At 59.3% G+C, this 16,605-nt stretch carries 15 protein-coding genes; 4 read left to right on the forward strand and 11 right to left on the reverse strand.

Features of this window, described 5'->3' with window-relative positions; all coding sequences use genetic code 11:
* The first annotated feature begins 195 nt into the window (after window positions 1-195).
* Both BWR59_RS19220 and BWR59_RS19225 read left to right on the forward strand, forming a co-directional pair.
* On the forward strand, window positions 196-972 hold the full coding sequence (locus BWR59_RS19220; protein ID WP_081567234.1) for a 1-acylglycerol-3-phosphate O-acyltransferase: 777 nt from the start codon (window positions 196-198) through the stop codon (window positions 970-972).
* Window positions 973-1,045: 73 nt separating this feature from the next.
* The gene (locus BWR59_RS19225) at window positions 1,046-2,017 is read left to right on the forward strand and encodes a magnesium and cobalt transport protein CorA (RefSeq protein ID WP_081567235.1); all 972 of its coding nucleotides are present in this window, start codon (window positions 1,046-1,048) and stop codon (window positions 2,015-2,017) included.
* A gap of 87 nt (window positions 2,018-2,104) precedes the next feature.
* Here the strand turns inward: BWR59_RS19225 and BWR59_RS19230 are convergent, their stop codons facing one another.
* The 3 genes from BWR59_RS19230 to BWR59_RS19240 all read right to left on the reverse strand — a co-directional run bounded on the left by BWR59_RS19230 (window position 2,105) and on the right by BWR59_RS19240 (window position 6,471).
* Complete coding sequence (locus BWR59_RS19230; protein WP_081567236.1) at window positions 2,105-2,827, reverse strand: amidotransferase; 723 nt, start codon at window positions 2,825-2,827, stop codon at window positions 2,105-2,107.
* A gap of 228 nt (window positions 2,828-3,055) precedes the next feature.
* Complete coding sequence (locus tag BWR59_RS19235; RefSeq protein ID WP_081567237.1) at window positions 3,056-5,197, reverse strand: 3-hydroxyacyl-CoA dehydrogenase NAD-binding domain-containing protein; 2,142 nt, start codon at window positions 5,195-5,197, stop codon at window positions 3,056-3,058.
* A gap of 68 nt (window positions 5,198-5,265) precedes the next feature.
* Window positions 5,266-6,471 carry an acetyl-CoA C-acetyltransferase gene (locus BWR59_RS19240; RefSeq protein ID WP_081567238.1) on the reverse strand — a complete coding sequence of 402 codons (1,206 nt, stop codon included), beginning with the start codon at window positions 6,469-6,471 and terminating at the stop codon, window positions 5,266-5,268.
* A 634-nt stretch (window positions 6,472-7,105) separates the two neighbouring features.
* On the opposite strand from BWR59_RS19240, the gene BWR59_RS19245 reads away from it, so the two are divergent.
* Window positions 7,106-7,477 carry a rhodanese-like domain-containing protein gene (locus tag BWR59_RS19245; protein WP_081567239.1) on the forward strand — a complete coding sequence of 124 codons (372 nt, stop codon included), beginning with the start codon at window positions 7,106-7,108 and terminating at the stop codon, window positions 7,475-7,477.
* Window positions 7,478-7,503: 26 nt separating this feature from the next.
* A complete protein-coding gene (locus BWR59_RS19250; RefSeq protein ID WP_143490889.1) occupies window positions 7,504-8,295 on the forward strand; it encodes a cytochrome c in 792 nt (263 codons plus the stop codon).
* 108 nt (window positions 8,296-8,403) lie between these two features.
* On the opposite strand, the gene BWR59_RS19255 is transcribed toward BWR59_RS19250, so the two are convergent.
* The 8 genes from BWR59_RS19255 to BWR59_RS19290 form a co-directional block, all read right to left on the reverse strand.
* Window positions 8,404-9,252, reverse strand: coding sequence for a transglutaminase family protein (locus tag BWR59_RS19255; protein ID WP_081567241.1), 849 nt, complete (start codon window positions 9,250-9,252; stop codon window positions 8,404-8,406).
* Window positions 9,249-10,208, reverse strand: a complete 960-nt coding sequence (locus tag BWR59_RS19260) for an alpha-E domain-containing protein (protein ID WP_081567242.1) — start codon at window positions 10,206-10,208, stop codon at window positions 9,249-9,251. The genes BWR59_RS19255 and BWR59_RS19260 overlap by 4 nt, the downstream gene beginning before the upstream one ends.
* Before the next feature lie 12 nt (window positions 10,209-10,220).
* Window positions 10,221-11,630, reverse strand: coding sequence for a circularly permuted type 2 ATP-grasp protein (locus BWR59_RS19265; RefSeq protein WP_081567243.1), 1,410 nt, complete (start codon window positions 11,628-11,630; stop codon window positions 10,221-10,223).
* 520 nt (window positions 11,631-12,150) lie between these two features.
* Window positions 12,151-12,489, reverse strand: a complete 339-nt coding sequence (locus BWR59_RS19270) for a ribonuclease E inhibitor RraB (protein ID WP_081567244.1) — start codon at window positions 12,487-12,489, stop codon at window positions 12,151-12,153.
* Window positions 12,490-12,740: 251 nt separating this feature from the next.
* On the reverse strand, window positions 12,741-12,977 hold the full coding sequence (locus tag BWR59_RS19275; RefSeq protein ID WP_081567245.1) for a hypothetical protein: 237 nt from the start codon (window positions 12,975-12,977) through the stop codon (window positions 12,741-12,743).
* A 182-nt stretch (window positions 12,978-13,159) separates the two neighbouring features.
* Window positions 13,160-15,229, reverse strand: coding sequence for an LTA synthase family protein (locus BWR59_RS19280; RefSeq protein WP_081567246.1), 2,070 nt, complete (start codon window positions 15,227-15,229; stop codon window positions 13,160-13,162).
* A gap of 495 nt (window positions 15,230-15,724) precedes the next feature.
* Complete coding sequence (locus BWR59_RS19285; protein WP_074755146.1) at window positions 15,725-15,916, reverse strand: PLDc N-terminal domain-containing protein; 192 nt, start codon at window positions 15,914-15,916, stop codon at window positions 15,725-15,727.
* A 100-nt stretch (window positions 15,917-16,016) separates the two neighbouring features.
* A complete protein-coding gene (locus BWR59_RS19290) occupies window positions 16,017-16,541 on the reverse strand; it encodes a hypothetical protein (RefSeq protein WP_081567247.1) in 525 nt (174 codons plus the stop codon).
* Between the last annotated feature and the right edge of the window lie 64 nt (window positions 16,542-16,605).

Below are 16,605 nucleotides of genomic sequence, written 5' to 3' on the forward strand. Positions count from 1 at the left end.
TCTCGCGAATGAATTCGCTCCCACAGCAAGCATTCATGCCACCAGCCTCTTCAAACCTCCCGCCCCCGCCCATCGCTATCGCTGTTCCTTGAAACATTCGGTTATCTTCGCCCAACACCACCGGTCTGTCCGGTATTTGCCGAATTAAGTGCACATCCGTACACTGCGCCACCTTTTGTCTACTGAGTGGTCTGCATGCTGTTTGTCCTGCGTATGTTGCTGATGGGGCTGCACTTCATCGTCGCTGGTGTTCTGGGTCTGTTGCTCGGTCTCTGCCGCCCGTTCAACCCCGACAACAGCCGCTTGTGCGCCAGGCTCTACGCCCTGCCAGCCATGTGGATACTGCGTCTGCGCCTGAAGACCGAGATGGGCGTGCAGTTCGACAAAGCCCGCCCTTGCGTCATCGTCTGCAACCATCAGTCCAACTACGACCTGTTCATCCTCGGCAACATTGTGCCGCCGCGCACCGTCTGCATCGGCAAGAAGAGCCTGAAGTGGGTGCCGTTCTTCGGTCAGTTGTTCTGGCTCGCGGGCAATGTGTTGATCGACCGCGGCAATCCGCTGCGCGCACGTCTTTCCATCCGACAGACCACCGAAACCCTGCAACGCAAGGACACCTCGATCTGGGTCTTCCCCGAAGGCACGCGCAACCTGGGCAACGGCCTGCTGCCGTTCAAGCGCGGCGCGTTCCAGATGGCCATCGATGCAGGCGCGCCCATCGTGCCGGTCTGCGCCAGCACCTATGTGCGCGACATGCGCCTGAACGCCTGGAACAGCGGCCGCGTGATGATTCGCTCGCTGCCTGCAATCGCCACCACCGGCATGACCAGCGACGACATCCCGACGTTGATCGAACTCTGCCACAGCCAGATGCAAGCCAGCATCGAGCAGATGGACGCCCAGTTGCGCGCCCCCAAGGCGTCAGCCCAAACCGTCGCTGAACAGCTTGCACAAAACCCTCGAACTCGTTGAATTTCGCCGACTCTTAATGGGACAGCGCGCTAAGCTGCGCATTAGTCCCTCCTAAAAGAAGAAGCGAATCAACATGGGCCGAGTTGTTGCTGCCGCGGTTTACAGCGCCGGGAAGAAAGTCACCGATATCACCCTCGACGAAGGGGCCGCCTGGGCCGCAAAGCCCGGGCATTTCGTCTGGATCGGCCTTGAGCAGCCCAACGCTCAGGAGCTGGCCACACTGCAAAAGCAGTTTTGCCTCCACGAACTGGCCATCGAAGATGCCCTGGAAGTGCACAGCCGCCCGAAGCTCGAAACCTTCGGCGACGCGTTGTTCATCGTCACCTATGCGCCTATCCGCGAAAACGGCAAGTTGATCTTCATCGAGACTCACATTTTCGCCGGCAAGGGTTACATCATCACCTCGCGCAATGGCGACTCGAAGTCCTATGGACTGGTGCGCCAACGTTGCGAGGCGCGGCCGTTGTTGCTGGAGCACGGCGAAGACTTCGTGCTGTACGCGTTGCTGGATTTCGTCACCGAGAACTATCAGCCGGTGACCGAGGCGATCCACTGCGAACTTGAAGAGCTGGAACACAGCGTACTGAGCACCGAACTCAACGAATCCGACATCCACCGCATTCACAGCCTGCGCCGCGACCTGCTGCGCCTGCGTCGCTACGTGGCGCCCATGGTGGAGATCGGCGAAGAACTGCAGAAGCTCAGCTTCCCCTTCATCGACAAGAACATGCGCCCCTACTTTCGCGACGTTGAAATCCATGTGAAGCGGCAGATGGAAGATTTGGCGAACCTGCGGGACATCGCCAGCCAGACGATTGAAATCGGGCTGCTACTGGAGTCATCGAGGCAAAGCCTGACCCAACGCAAATTCGCCGCGTGGGCTGCGATTCTGGCGTTTCCGACGGCGATTGCCGGGATTTACGGGATGAACTTTCAGAACATGCCGGAGCTGAGCTGGCATTACGGCTACTTTGCCGTGTTGGGCGTGATTGTTGGCGGATGCGGGATTCTGTTTGCGAGCTTCAAGCGCTCGGGCTGGTTGTGAAGCACCCCACTCGCCTGTAGCAGTCCGGCCGGACTGCTACAGGGTTTGCGTGGAGTTCTCGAACCAGGGCAGCACCCGGCTCGGTTTTCACGCCACTTCAGGCTTGTTCGCCACAAACCGCATCATCCACTCCGCCACCGTGGCGCCGTGATGATCGTGCTCAAGGCTGGCGATGCCCTTGCTGTAGACCTGCTCACCCAACGCTTCCTGACGAATATCCAGCAAGGTGCGCGAGTAATCGTGGATGAATTCCGGATGACCCTGGAAGCACAGCACCTGATCGTTGATGTGGTAGGCGGCGAACTGGCAGAAGTCGCTCGAGGCAATCACCGTCGCGCCTTCCGGCAGTGCGGTGACCTGATCCTGATGGCTGATCAGCAGGGTCAGTTTGTCCATGGCAGGCGACATCCACGGCTGGGCCGGGGCCAAGGTGTAGTGATGAATGCCGACACCCCAACCTTGCGTCGCGCGCTCGGTCTTGCCGCCCAGCAACAGCGCCAGCAGTTGGTGGCCAAAGCACACGCCCAACAGCTTATCGCCACGCGTGTAGCGCTCCAGCAGATAGGTCTTGAGGGTTTGAATCCAAGGGTCGGTGCCGAATGAGTCAGCTTTGGAACCGGTGACCAGATAGGCGTCGAAGCGCTCGTCATCCGGTGGGTAGTCGCCCTGCATGACGTTGTAGACGACGAATTCGGCAGGGATCGGCTGGCGGGAGAACAGGTTCTGGAACATGCGCCCGTAACCCTGATATTGATCGACCAGTTCCGGGCGAAGAACGTCGGTTTCCAGAATGCAGATGCGTAACGACATAAAAATACCTGAAGCGACAAGGCGAAAATGCGTATGCCCAAGCCTGCCTTGAAGCCTCAGGCAAGGCAAGGGCCGTTTGAGCCATGATGCCGCGGGTAACTGAACGGGCGCTGTAAGGTCACAAGATCGCCACCGCTGTAGCAGTACGGCTTGCCGGCGGGAGGTCATTGAGGTCACCACCGCCGGCAAGCCGGACTGCTACAGGGTCGGGATTTACTCTTGAGGAGCTCAGAAAAGCCTGTCGTTGAGCGCCTTCTCCAAAAGCAATGCGGGCGGCTCGAAACGCTCTCCGTAGTGTTCGGCCAGGTATTGCGCGCGGGCAATGAAATCCTTGAGCCCGTACTGGTTGATGAACTGCAGCGCGCCGCCGGTCCAGGCCGGAAAGCCGATGCCGAAGATCGAGCCAATATTGGCGTCGGTGGTCGAGCGCAACACCCCTTCCTCCACGCAACGCACGGTTTCGATTGCCTGAATGAACAGCAAACGGTCCCGAATCTCCTGACCGGCGATCTGCGCCCCGGGCTTCTCGAACCGGCTTTTGAGTTCAGGCCACAAACGTTTAGGCGCACCTTCTGGGTAATCGTAGAAGCCGCCACCTGCGGCCTTGCCCGCGCGCTTGTATTCGTTGAGCAGCAGATCGATCACCGCCGTGGCCGGATGATCGACAACGGTCTCGCCCTGCGCTTGCAGATCCTTGCGCGCCTGCTGACGAATGTGGCTCATCAGGCTCAAAGACACTTCATCCGACACCGCCAAAGGCCCGACCGGCATTCCGGCCTTACGCGCTTCGGTTTCGATCATCACCGCCGAAACACCCTCACCGAGCATGGCGATGCCTTCGTTGGTGAAGGTAGCGAACACCCGTGAGGTGAAGAAGCCGCGGGCGTCGTTGACCACGATCGGGGTCTTGTTGATCTGCTGCACGAAGTCGAACGCGCGAGCCAGGGTCATGTCGTTGGTGCGCGCGCCCTTGATGATTTCCACCAGACGCATCTTGTCCACCGGGCTGAAGAAATGCATGCCGATAAAACGCTCCTGGCGGCTGACGGCTTGCGCCAGCCCGGTAATCGGCAGAGTCGACGTATTGGAAGCAATCACCGCATAAGGCACGACCACCTGTTCGGCGGCGGCACTGACCTGCGCTTTGAGTTCGCGATCCTCGAACACGGCTTCGATGATCAGATCGCAGCCTTCCAGATCGCTGTCGCGGCCGGTGGTCTTGATGCGGCCCAATACCACATCCCGCTGTTCGGAACGCATCCGGCCATTGGCAACCTGTTTGTCGAGCAGGCGCACCGAGTAGTCCTTGCCCCTCTGCGCGGCGGCCAGATTGACGTCCTTGAGCACCACGTCGACTCCGGCCAACGCCGTGACGTAGGCAATGCCGCCCCCCATCATGCCGGCGCCCAGGACCCCGACCTTGCGCATGTGATAGACCGGTGGCGCCTTGGGCCGCGACTCGCCGGCATTGAGTTCGTTGAGCTGAAACCAGGTACCGATCATATTCTTGGAGATCTGGCCGGTGGTCAGCTCGGTGAAATACCGCGCTTCGATTTTCTCGGCGGTGTGAAAATCGACTTGCGCGCCTTCAACCGCAGCAGCGAGGATTTTCTCCGGTGCCGGGTAACAGCCTTGAGTCTTGCTGCGCAGAATCGAGGGCGCGATCGCCAGCATTTGCGCGACTTTCGGATGCGAAGGCGTACCACCGGGAATTTGAAACCCCGGCTCATCCCAGGCCTTGCTCGGCGAGGGGTTTGCCAGAATCCATTGGCGCGCTTTTGCCAGCAGCTCCTCGGCGTCGCTGGCGAGCTGATCGACCAGTCCGGCTTTTAGCGCCTGTTGGGCGCTCAGGGTCTTGCCTTCCATCAACAACGGCAGGGCCTTTTCCAGACCCAGCATACGCACCAGCCGCACCGTGCCGCCTCCACCGGGCAGCAAACCCAGCGTGACTTCGGGCAAGCCGAGGCGCACATGTTTGTCATCGAGGGCGATGCGCTGATGGCACGCCAGGCACAACTCCCAGCCGCCGCCCAACGCCGCGCCATTGATAGCCGCCACCACCGGTTTGCCGAAGGTCTCAAGCGCGCGAAGCTGCGCCTTGAGGTCCAGGGTCATCTGGTAAAACCACTGGGCGCGGGATGTGTCGACCTTAATCAGTTCATTGAGGTCGCCTCCGGCAAAGAAGGTCTTCTTCGCCGAGCGGATGATCACGCCGACAATCTGATCCTTGTCCGCCTGCAATCGCTCAAGCGTTCCCCCCATGGCCTGACGGTAGGTCTGGTTCATGGTGTTGGCCTGCTGGCCGGGCATGTCCAGAGTCAGCGTGACGATCTGATCGGGGCCGATTTCATACTGGATGGCGTCAGTCATGCGGTCGTTCTTCCTGAAGCTGTTCTTATATAGAAGTTGAACAATAAGCAGCGAATCATCGCTGGCGCTCACACCCGTTCGATGATCGTCGCAATCCCCATGCCACCGCCGACGCACAAGGTCGCCAGGCCATAGCGCAGCTGTCGTGCTTCGAGCTCGTCCAGCAATGTGCCCAGAATCATGCACCCGGTAGCACCCAGCGGATGCCCCAGGGCAATCGAGCCACCATTGACGTTGACCTTGTCCGGATCGACGCCCATGTCCTTGATGAACTTGAGCACCACCGAGGCAAAGGCTTCGTTGACCTCGAACAGGTCGATGTCTTCGACCTTGAGCCCTGCCCGCGCCAGCGCCTTGCGGGTAGCGGGCGCAGGGCCGGTGAGCATGATGGTCGGATCGGTACTGGTGACTGCCGTGGCGACGATCCGCGCCCTGGGACGCAACCCCAGCGCCTGACCCTTTTGCGCCGAACCAAGCAACATCAGCGCAGCGCCGTCGACGATGCCGGAACTGTTGCCGGGGGTGTGTATGTGTTCGATGCGTTCGACATGGCTGTAAACGCGCAACGCGGTGGCGTCGTAGCCCAACTGGCCAATGGTTTCGAAACTGGGCTTGAGCTTGCCCAGCCCTTCAAGTGTGGAGTCGCCGCGGATGAATTCGTCGTGGCCCAGCAACAACATGCCGTTCTGATCAGTGACAGGGACCAGGGAGCGCTTGAAGGCACCGTTCTCGCGAGCTCGCGCAGCTTTCTGTTGAGACTGCAGGGCGAAACTGTCGACGTCGTGACGACTGAATCCTTCAAGCGTGGCGATCAGATCGGCACCAATACCCTGCGGGGTGAAATGCGTATGCAGGTTGGTTTGCGGGTCCAGCACCCACGCGCCGCCATCGCTGCCCATGGGAACCCGCGACATGGACTCCACGCCGCCAACCACGACCAGATCCTCAAAACCGGACCGGACCTTCATTGCCCCCAGGTTCACGGCTTCCAGGCCCGAGGCGCAGAAGCGGTTGATTTGCACGCCCGCCACGTTGACAGCCCAGTCGGCCACCAATGCAGCCGTCTTGGCGATGTCGGCGCCCTGGTCGCCGACCGGTGTCACGCAGCCCAGCACGATGTCGTCAACCTGACGGGTGTCCAGTTGATTGCGCGACTGCAGGGCCGTCAACAGGCCCGCCACCAGATTCACCGGTTTGACGCTGTACAGCGCTCCATCGGCCTTGCCCTTGCCTCGGGGGGTGCGCAACGCATCGAAAATAAACGCTTCGCTCATCATGTTCCTCGCTGCCCTGCTGGAATATTTTTTACCGCTGACACCATAACTGTCACACCGCATGTTGCAATGATCAAAGTGCTCAGCTCGCTTGACTGTGAGGAAGGTTAGCCGGTTGTAGGAAGTTTCGGACTCAGACGAACGGTAGTGAGCTATCGGACGTGAATCGTTTCGCCTCAACGTGTCTAGCAAGGGAGTGTTAAATGCTAGCCAAAGGCCTTATGACCGTTTTCCCTAACCAGATGGAATTACTCATATCAAACCGATCTAAGTCGCGTCGCACGTGGGCTCTAAGGTTAAGTCAGTAGCAGAGGCGCAATAAAAAAGATTCTTCAAGCGCCGCCGTCCACGATCCGTATTGTCGGGACACCTGCTCTTTCGCTTTCACCTTTGCCAGCTGCCGCTTCTTTCCATAACGAAGCAGTGAGCTTTTGTCGCTCAGGAATAACAAAAAAAGGCACGCGCCATGTTCAAACATTCGAAAGTACGTCAAGCCGGATTGATTGTTTTCGCCACCACACTCTTGCTGATTTTGCCGAACCTGACTCGTTTGGTTGGCTGATCTTTTCCATACGCGCTTGCGACAGACCGCATTTGTGCCAACCTTCCTGCATCATCGCAGGGAGATAAGCAGATGCGTCAGTGGCTGGCAGTTTTCGCACTGGGTGCAAGCATAGCGGCACACGCCGGCCCGGTTCAGCAGGCCGAGGCGGTGGCCGCGATCAAGGAGGGCAAGCTCGCCATCGATGTGCGCAGTCAAAGCGATTACGAGTCCGGCACAGTGCTCAACGCTGTGCGGGTCGATGATCGGCGTCTGGTCAACCAGCTCAAGCAGGTGATGACCGACCGCAATCTGGTGCTGGTGATTTTCAGCTCGAGCGACGCCCGCGCGGGCAAAGCACAGGACAAGCTGATAAAAGCCGGTTACACCAGTATCATCAACGGCGGTTCCTACGACGAACTGCACAACGCGCTGTACGACGTCACCGACGATCCTGCGGAGTAACAACCATCTTGCGCTCATCTCTTCTGATGCTGGCGGGCTTGCTGCTCGCCCTCCCCGTTCATGCTGCACAGCTGACTGTCAACCTCGCCAACGGCTCCCGCACCTGGAACACCGGGCAACTGCTGAAACACCCTCAAGCCAAAGACATCGATATTCCTGACGACGTGTCCTACAAACGCGCCATGCACTATCGCGCGGTGCCGCTGGCAGTCTTGCTGGAAGGCGTTTCGGGCGATGCTCATCTGCAGGCGGTGGCCACCGACGGCTTCGCGGCAGAGATGCCTGCCGCACCGTTGCTGCAAACCACCGGTTCTCAGGCCTGGCTGGCGATTGAAGACCCTGAGCATCCCTGGCCGGGGCTGAGCAAGGACAAACCGAGTGCCGGGCCGTTCTATCTGGTCTGGACCCACCCGGCCGCCAGCAGGATCAGCCCCGAACAGTGGCCCTACGCAGTCGGCAAGTTTCGATTGCTGGCCTCGGTTGCCGAACGGTTTCCGGCCATGCTGCCGGATCCGAAGCTGGCGGCGGACGATTCGGTGAACAAGGGTTTCGCGCTGTTTCAGAAGAACTGCTTCGCCTGCCATCGCCTGAACGGCGCCGGGGATTCGCAGCTCGGCCCAGACTTGAACACCCCCCATAATCCGACCGAGTACTTCGCGGCGGATTACCTGAAACTGTACATCCGCAACCCCCAAAACCTGCGCCAGTGGCCGCAGGCGAAGATGCCGGCGATCACGCCAGAGGTCTTATCGGATGAGGAGTTGGGGCAAGTGGTGAGTTACCTGAAGCATATGGCGGGGCGCAAAGTCAGTCAGTAATCGGATGATCCGCCTGCCAGACTTACCTGTAGCACCCGGCTTGCCGGCGGAGGCGATCTGGGGAAAGCCACCGCCGGCGAGCCGGACCGCTACACAATCACCGTGCGATCAGGACTGGCGTTGCACCTGCATCTGCACCACCGGTTTGGGCGCGGCAGCCACGGGCATTGCCACCGGCGCCGTCGGTGATACCACCACCTTGGCGTGCATCTGCTCGCAACCACCGCCACGGCGCATTCCGCGCACAGGACAAGCGTCCAGATAATCCAGGCCCACCGCGAGCTTCAGGTGACGCTCCGGAATCGCCAGTTGGTTGGTCACATCGAAGCTGTACCAGGCGTCATCAATCCAGGCTTCTGCCCAGGCGTGGCTGGCCAGGTGCTCGCTGCTGTCGCTGTACAGGTAGCCCGACACATAACGCGCCGGCACACCAAGACTGCGCGCGCAGGCCAGAAATGCATGGGTGTGGTCCTGACAGACACCGGCGCCGTTGGCAAACGCCTGGGCAGCGCTGGTATCGACCGCGGTTGCGCCGGGCGTGTACGTGATGTGCTGATTCAACGCCTGCATCAGGTCGATCAAGGCATTGCGGTCGGTGCGTTTTTTCGTCTCTTTGGCGGCGAAGGCACGAATCGCCTCGTCCGCTTCAGTCAGGCGAGTGAAGCGCAGGAACGGCAGCGATGACTGGCTTTCATGCTCCGCTTCGCGTTTCTCGTCGATTTCAACCTGCCCCCGCGCACCGATGACGATGGCTTCATGGGGTTCGTCCATGGTCAGCACATGCAGGATATTGCCGAACGGATCGACCTGCGCGCGCACCGGGCGCGGCAGTGCCAGTTGCCAGCTGAGCACCTGCTGACGCTCGCTGTCGTGAGGGGTCAGACGCAAATACTGGATGCTGGCGCGGACCTGATCGTCGTAGTGATAAGTGGTCTCGTGGCTAATTGAGAGTCTCATGCAGCCTCCAGGTAAGAAGTGTGAATGACGTTACCCAGTTGGGCCAACAGCGGAATGAATTCGTTCAACCATTCGTGCAGGCCTTCGCCGAGGATTTCATCGATGCCGGTGTAGCGCAAACGCGCATCCAGCTCGGCCGCCAGACGTTGCGCAGGACGACCATTGGCGCCGGGCAGGCTGGCGAGAATCATGTCCAGTTCTTCGAGACAGGCGCGCAGCGAACGTGGGATATCGGCGCGCAACAGCAACAACTCGGCGACCTGACGCGCCCCCGGTGCATCGCGGTAAACCTCGGTGTACGCCTCGAACGACGACAGCGCGCGCAGCAAGGCACTCCACTGGTAGTAACCGGCAGCCGAGCTGTCCGCCGCCGCGTTGGCCGAAGGCCCGCGCAGCTCCAGCATTTCGTAACGGGCATCGAGCATGCGCAACGTGTTGTCGGCGCGCTCGATGAACGTCCCCAGACGGATGAAACGGAACGCATCGTTGCGCATGATGGTGCCGTAGGTCGCACCGCGAAACAGGTGCGAGCGCTCCTTGACCCACTCACAGAACCGGCTCATGCCATAACGGCTCAGGCCCTGTTCAGCGATGCCGCGAATTTCCAGGTACGTGGCGTTGATGTTTTCCCACATGTCCGCGGTAATGCGCCCACGCACTGCGTGGGCGCTGGCCCGCGCCGCGCCCAGACAGCTGAAGATGCTGGCCGGGTTGCTGGCGTCCAGGGCGAAGAAATGCAGTAAGCGCTCGGCATGCAACTCGCCATGGCGCTCCAGATAATCGTCCAGGGTTCCGGTGATCAGCAGAGGCATGGCGATTTCGTTGAGACCATCCCCGCGTCCGTCCTGAGGCATCAACGACAACGAGTAACTGACGTCCAGCATCCGCGCGAGGTTTTCCGCCCGCTCCAGGTACCGCGACATCCAATATAAATCCGAGGCAGTTCTACTTAGCATTGGCAGGCATCCTTAATCCTCGACCACCCAGGTGTCCTTGGTTCCGCCACCCTGCGACGAGTTCACCACCAGCGACCCCTCGCGCAACGCAACGCGGGTGAGTCCGCCAGGAACGACGCGGGTTTCGCGGCCAGACAGAACGAACGGGCGCAGGTCGATGTGTCGCGGGGCGATGCCGTTCTCGACGAAAGTAGGGCAAGTCGAGAGGGACAAAGTGGGTTGAGCGATGTACGCGTGTGGCTTGGCTTTCAGGCGAGCCCGAAATGATTCGATTTCGGCGGCCGTAGCTGCCGGGCCGACCAACATCCCGTAGCCGCCCGATCCCTGGGTTTCCTTGACCACCAGATCGCCGAGGTTGGCCAGCACATGGGACAATTCTTCCGGCTTGCGGCATTGCCAGGTGGGCACGTTTTTCAGGATCGGCTCTTCGTCGAGGTAGAAACGGATCATGTCAGTCACGAACGGGTAAACCGACTTGTCGTCGGCCACCCCGGTGCCGATGGCATTGGCCAGCACCACATGGCCCGAGCGATAGGCCGAGAGCAGACCCGGCACGCCCAGCATCGAATCAGGATTGAACGCCAGCGGATCGAGGAACGCATCGTCGAGGCGGCGATAGATCACGTCGACGGCCTTCGGCCCATCCGTGGTGCGCATGAACACTCGGTCATCACGCACGAACAGGTCCGCGCCTTCGACCAGTTCAACGCCCATTTCCCGCGCCAGAAACGCATGCTCGAAGAACGCGCTGTTGAAGCGGCCAGGCGTCAGGACGACCACGCTCGGGTTGTCCAGCGGGCTGGAGCTTTTCAGCGTGTCGAGCAGCAGGTTCGGGTAGTGATCGATGGGAGCAATGCGTTGCGCGGCGAACAGCTCGGGGAACAGACGCATCATCATCTTGCGGTCTTCAAGCATGTAACTCACGCCGCTGGGGGTGCGCAAATTATCTTCGAGGACGTAATAGGTGCCGTCGCCATCACGCACCAGATCGACACCGGATATGTGCGAGTACAGGTCGCGATGAAGATTCAGGCCCTGCATCGCCAACTGATATTGCTCGTTGGCGAGCACCTGTTCGGCGGGAATGATCCCTGCCTTGATGATGCGTTGATCGTGATACAAGTCGGCGAGAAACATGTTCAGCGCCTTGACGCGCTGAATGCAGCCGCGCTCGACCACTCGCCATTCGCTGGCGGGGATGCTGCGCGGAATCGTATCGAAGGGGATCAGACGCTCGGTCCCCTGCTCGTCACCGTACAGCGTGAAAGTAATCCCGGCGCGATGAAACAAAAGATCGGCCTCACGCCGACGCTGAGCCAGCAGCTCAGGTGGCGCTTCGCCCAGCCAGCGGGCGAATTCCCGATAATGCGGGCGGACCGAGCCGTCCACATCGTACATCTCATCATAAAAGGTGCGGATCATGCCGTACTCCTTGTCACCATGGACACAAGGGCCTTCGCAAGGCCCGTGCCAGCGGCATAAACGCTTTAAAATCAATTGGTTGAATAAAACAGCAGAAGCCCCCGCACCATTCCTGTGCAAGATGCGCTCTAACCAATTCTCCTACGCTTCAAAGAGAAGCGTCCCGCCGCAGAAAAAACTATCACCAGCATAGCCAGAGTTGATTTCCGGACAGGACTTTGTTTCCGGATAATCGCGCCATCAACCCAGATAGCCCGCTCCAGACTCGATGAGCGATGTTCATGTGTTATCGGATTCCCAACGAAATTCCCTTTACGCCGCTCACACCCGAGCGGCTTTTTTTTGCCCCGTTTTTGGATTCGGGCTTGCGCCATGCCGAGGTCTGGCAAAGGCGTGAATTAGGTGCAGGCACCACGGAAGGGAGCTGACTCGCGATTGCGGTCACATGACGGGGTGTGTCTGTCGTCCGTCTTCGCGAGCAAGCGCCCTCCCACAGGCTTTATATAGCCGAGCGTCAATATCAATGCAGCCGCTTGATCTCCTGCTTCACGCCCCATCCTTCAACCTCACCGTCGAGCCCCAGGATCGCGGTTTGAAAGTCCTGCTCGAAATCTCCTATTCCGTCGTAAGTGGCGTACATGATTTTGCTTAATTGCAGGTGCCACGCCCCGTCCTCTCGGGCGTTGATCTGGGTATTTAGGGATTCGCCACGAAACTTTTCGGCGGCCTGGCGCGCACGTTCCTCATCCGGAAACACGGCATAGAACTCGATGGGGTGGATACGTGCGAAGTCAAAACCGCCTTCTTTCATGCGGCGCAGTACGTGACTGCTGATGTCTTCTTGATAGGTCGTGCTCATGAAACGTCCTCCTATGCAACGATAGATAGAGTTTCAACGATCCCTGAACGCCCCTCGGACGGGACGTCGAGCGACAGTTCATCTGTCGCCCGGGACTCAAGCATGTCGCTGACAAGGCCGGTGCTGCTTTTACAAACCGGGCATCTATACGCGAGCTGGGTCGGGTAGATGCTTCACCGGCCTCATTTGCAGACTACGCCCATTGCTGGCGTGTTGCCAATTGGCAGATGGGGGTGATTGCCGAGGTTTTTTCATGAAGCCTCGACGATGGAAATGATCTGTACCGCGTTCTGTTCCTTGAGTGTCTTGACCGTGGGTTCTAGTGTTCGGCCATCCAGGTCATTGAGATCAAGGTCATTGGTGACCGGGAACAGGCGCGGACGCAGACATTGAGCAGCCTCCTCCTCACTGGGACGGTGCTCGAGTTCAAGATCGAGGGTCTGCTGCACACCTTCTTTATCCAGAAACGAAATAGTCCAGACTTTCATCAATGTCTCCTCAGTCAGGCCGGGAGCCGGCCTACCGAAATCGGACTGTGGATTTTTGGCATTCGTTCAACGTTTTTGCCGGTGCTGAGTCGAGCATTCCTGCAAACGTCCAGATCCCCTGGAAGTCTGCGCAACAAAAAAAAGAGGCCCCAAAGGGCCTCTTGTTTCATGCAGTCAAAAACCTAAGGCTTGGCGTCCTTAACCCCCGCCGTGTTATCCAGCAGGCTCTTGGTCGCGGTCTGCAGGAAGCTATCCAGCTTCTTGCGCAACTCGGCGACGTCCGGCGCATTCGGCATCACCTCGGCGTGCGGCTTGGTCCCCAGCGCGTAGCTATAAACCTTCGGCTCCATGTCCTTGGGCTCGATCAGAATCCGATCACCCGTCACCAGCGCAACTGTCTGCTCGCTGCCCGACGGCTTGATCACACCAAAGCCCAGATCGCCCGCAGGCAGGTTCAGCAGGTCACGACCCCAGCACTGATGCACCGTGTCGCCGCCGAGACGACCCATGATGGTCGGCACGATATCGATCTGAGTACCGACGATGCTGCTGCGCTTGCCGAACTTGTCCTGCAGGCCCGGCGCGATCATCAGCATCGGTACATTGAAACGACCCAGGTCCATCTCGGTGATCTGCTCGTTGTTACCGAAACCATGGTCACCGACCACCACGAACAGCGTGTCCTTGTAGTAAGGCTCTTTCTTGGCCTTCTCGAAGAACTGCCCCAGCGCCCAGTCTGAATAACGCATGGCGGTCAGGTGTTCATCCAGCGTCCCGTGACCGGTCACGCGCTCCACCGGCAGGTTGGCGGGCAAGGCGTATGGCGTGTGGTTGGACAGGGTCTGCAACAAGGCATAGAACGGCTTGCCCTTGGCTTCGCGAGCCTTCAGCTCCTGTGCGCCACGGTCGAACATGTCCTGGTCGGAAACACCCCAGGTCGGGTCCGAGAACACCGGATTGACGAAGTCGTTGCGACCGATGAAGTTGGTCATGCCCTGGTTGCTGAAGAACCCGGACTGGTTGTCCCACGCGAAGTCGCCGTTGTACACGTACACGTCGTCATATTTACGCGCACTCAGCAACTGCGGCAGGCCCGACAGCTTGTGGCTGCCTTCAGGAGTCTGCATCAGGTATTCGAAGCCCGGCAGGTTCGGGAAGCACGCCATGGTGGCGAACATGCCCTGGTGGGTGTGCGTACCGTTGGAGAAGAAGTGATCGAACAGCAGACCTTCTTCAGACAGCTTGTCGAAATACGGGGTGATGTTGGATTCGTCGCCCAGCGCACCCACCGAGTGGCCTGCGAAGCTTTCCATGAGGATCACCACGACGTTCTTGATCGGCAGCGTATTGCTTTCTGGCGGGGTGAATTCACGACGCACCGCAGCGCTGTCCGGGTCGACCAGTTTGTCGTTGGCCGTCAGCAGCATGTCACGCACGGTCTGCTGAGCCTCGGGCTGCGGCAGGGTAGCTTTCCAGATGTTGTCGCGGTCTTCGGACATCCGGCTCTTCGCCGCGGCGATCAGCGTCAACGTGCCGTTCAAGCCCAGCGTGTTGGCGAAGTTCGATTCAGTGGTGTAGGCATCACCCCAACGCAGTGGCGGACCCTGACGCAGCGTGCCGCGAGCGGCAACCACCGCAATCAGCAGACACACCACGAAGACGCCGATGCGAGTGTACCAGGGCGCTACCACGCGGTTGCTGGAACTGCCGATATTGAAACCGCCGCGAGGACGGGTCAGGCGATCGATGCCCTTGAACACCAGACTCAGCAGCCAGGTGAGCAACACCCACGCCAACAGATAACGAACGACGGGGTAGCCGTACCAGATCATGCTCAGTACGGTCTTCGGGTCTTCCTTGACGTACTGAAACACCAGACCGTTCAGGCGTTGATGGAATTCCCGGTAGAAATCCATCTCCATCAGGCCGAAGAACGTGGTGAGGCTGGCGACCAAGGTCAGCCAGAAACGGAATATCCCGCGTGCGGCCATCAACCGTGCGCTGAACAGGGCCAGCAGCAGCGGGATCAGGATGTAGACCACCAGACGCAAGTCGAAACGCAGGCCGTTGCCGAACGCCTCGATGAACGTCGAGGCCGGCGTCGCGCCGATCCCCTCGCGGTTGTAGACCAGCAGCGCAACGCGCAACAGGGTGTACAGGACCATCAGCGCCAGGCCACTCAACAGCGTGTAAGCCAGGTGCGATTTGACGGTAGGTTGCGGCGCGCGCGCCGGGGCGTCCGTTTTGGCCATGTGTTGTAGGATCCGTTGGATTCAGGTTTAAGTTCAAAAAGCCGGTGCGCCCGGTGACGTCGAAACGCCGGCCTGGGTCGCGGGGGGCAAATATTACGTGATCGCCTGCTGTTTACCACCAATGAGCCGCATTCTTCATGGGCGATTGGGGTAAATACCTGGCATAGGGCGATTCCATGGTGTCAAGCGATGGGGATTTTCCAGAAAAAGCAGTGAAAATTCCGTTGTTTTGGCGAGGTTCAAATATTTGCTTACAAAGACACTTCTGCTGCCGCCATTTAAAGAATCGGCTGTACAAAACAGGCGCGTATTCGATCGCCTCAAACACCTTCGGCGCATGCTCTCGCCCTGCCCCATTCAGCCGATGTTACGCATACAAAACAGAGGCGCTATCGAAGGGGTTCAAAGGATGGGAGTGTCCACTGCAAGCCCCAATAAAAACGCCTGATTGCCAGCAGGCAATCAGGCGTCGGTATTCTGAAGCCTTGTGACACTCTAGATTCGGACGTTGCCTCGTGGACCCGCGATAGCCCAGATGATCAGACCCAAGACCGGCAGCAGCACGATCAGCAGGACCCAGAGAATCTTCATTCCGGTCTCGGCGCCGCTCTTCAAGACATTGATGATCGCCCAGATGTCGAGGGCCAGAATGATCAGTCCAATCAGACCATTAAAGGTGGAACCCATGGTGTTGCTCCTTATTGAAGGCTTGCCCACTTAGGAGTCATACCGCTCGACGAGGGTTCCGTGGGTCGGAAGGGATATTTCACACTGCCACAGCGTGACCTCAGCCCTGCGCTTTCAACGCATCGAGCGCAGGCTCGATGAGGATCCCGAGTTCGACACCCAGCGCCATGACTCGCGCCTGATCATTGCCGTAGACCAGCACGGTCTGCAGCTCGTCGTCCAGCGGCTCACTGAGGTTCATCAGTACGTAACCGCCCATTTCCCTGTTCATGCTGCCGAGCTGAATCTGGATCCGGTTCAGCGCGGTCAGTGGTTCGGTCTTGGCCAGTTGTTTGGGCTTGATATTGAAGCTGACGTCAGGCCCGAACGAGGCGGTGATTTCAGAAAACAAGTCCATGTAGGTATCGGCCTGGAACATCACGGTTTCCGGGAGGCTGCCCACCACGATCCACTCGCCCAGAGGAATGGGGAAGCTGTCGTCGTAATTGATATCCGGGTTGGCGGCCAGAAAGGCGTCGGGATCGGCGTAGGCCTGAGCGGCCTCGTCGGCAATCTTTTCGATTTCCTCGTCAGTCATGCAGCCGGAGCTGATCTTGCTGATGAATTCGATGAGGGAGGCTTTCATGGCGATGTATCCGGGGGAAAAACAAGGCGCGAAGGATAGCCGGAAATCCCTCGCGCCTCTATCG

The organism is Pseudomonas sp. Bc-h (assembly GCF_002080045.1).
In the GTDB taxonomy this organism is placed as follows: domain Bacteria; phylum Pseudomonadota; class Gammaproteobacteria; order Pseudomonadales; family Pseudomonadaceae; genus Aquipseudomonas.

Coding starts and splice junctions, on each gene's coding strand:
- BWR59_RS19220 (WP_081567234.1), top strand. CDS start 196: ATGCTGTTTGTCCTGCGTATGTTGCTGATGGGGCTGCACTTCATCGTC.
- BWR59_RS19225 (WP_081567235.1), top strand. CDS start 1,046: ATGGGCCGAGTTGTTGCTGCCGCGGTTTACAGCGCCGGGAAGAAAGTC.
- BWR59_RS19230 (WP_081567236.1), bottom strand. CDS start 2,827: ATGTCGTTACGCATCTGCATTCTGGAAACCGACGTTCTTCGCCCGGAA.
- BWR59_RS19235 (WP_081567237.1), bottom strand. CDS start 5,197: ATGACTGACGCCATCCAGTATGAAATCGGCCCCGATCAGATCGTCACG.
- BWR59_RS19240 (WP_081567238.1), bottom strand. CDS start 6,471: ATGAGCGAAGCGTTTATTTTCGATGCGTTGCGCACCCCCCGAGGCAAG.
- BWR59_RS19245 (WP_081567239.1), top strand. CDS start 7,106: ATGCGTCAGTGGCTGGCAGTTTTCGCACTGGGTGCAAGCATAGCGGCA.
- BWR59_RS19250 (WP_143490889.1), top strand. CDS start 7,504: ATGCTGGCGGGCTTGCTGCTCGCCCTCCCCGTTCATGCTGCACAGCTG.
- BWR59_RS19255 (WP_081567241.1), bottom strand. CDS start 9,252: ATGAGACTCTCAATTAGCCACGAGACCACTTATCACTACGACGATCAG.
- BWR59_RS19260 (WP_081567242.1), bottom strand. CDS start 10,208: ATGCTAAGTAGAACTGCCTCGGATTTATATTGGATGTCGCGGTACCTG.
- BWR59_RS19265 (WP_081567243.1), bottom strand. CDS start 11,630: ATGATCCGCACCTTTTATGATGAGATGTACGATGTGGACGGCTCGGTC.
- BWR59_RS19270 (WP_081567244.1), bottom strand. CDS start 12,489: ATGAGCACGACCTATCAAGAAGACATCAGCAGTCACGTACTGCGCCGC.
- BWR59_RS19275 (WP_081567245.1), bottom strand. CDS start 12,977: ATGAAAGTCTGGACTATTTCGTTTCTGGATAAAGAAGGTGTGCAGCAG.
- BWR59_RS19280 (WP_081567246.1), bottom strand. CDS start 15,229: ATGGCCAAAACGGACGCCCCGGCGCGCGCGCCGCAACCTACCGTCAAA.
- BWR59_RS19285 (WP_074755146.1), bottom strand. CDS start 15,916: ATGGGTTCCACCTTTAATGGTCTGATTGGACTGATCATTCTGGCCCTC.
- BWR59_RS19290 (WP_081567247.1), bottom strand. CDS start 16,541: ATGAAAGCCTCCCTCATCGAATTCATCAGCAAGATCAGCTCCGGCTGC.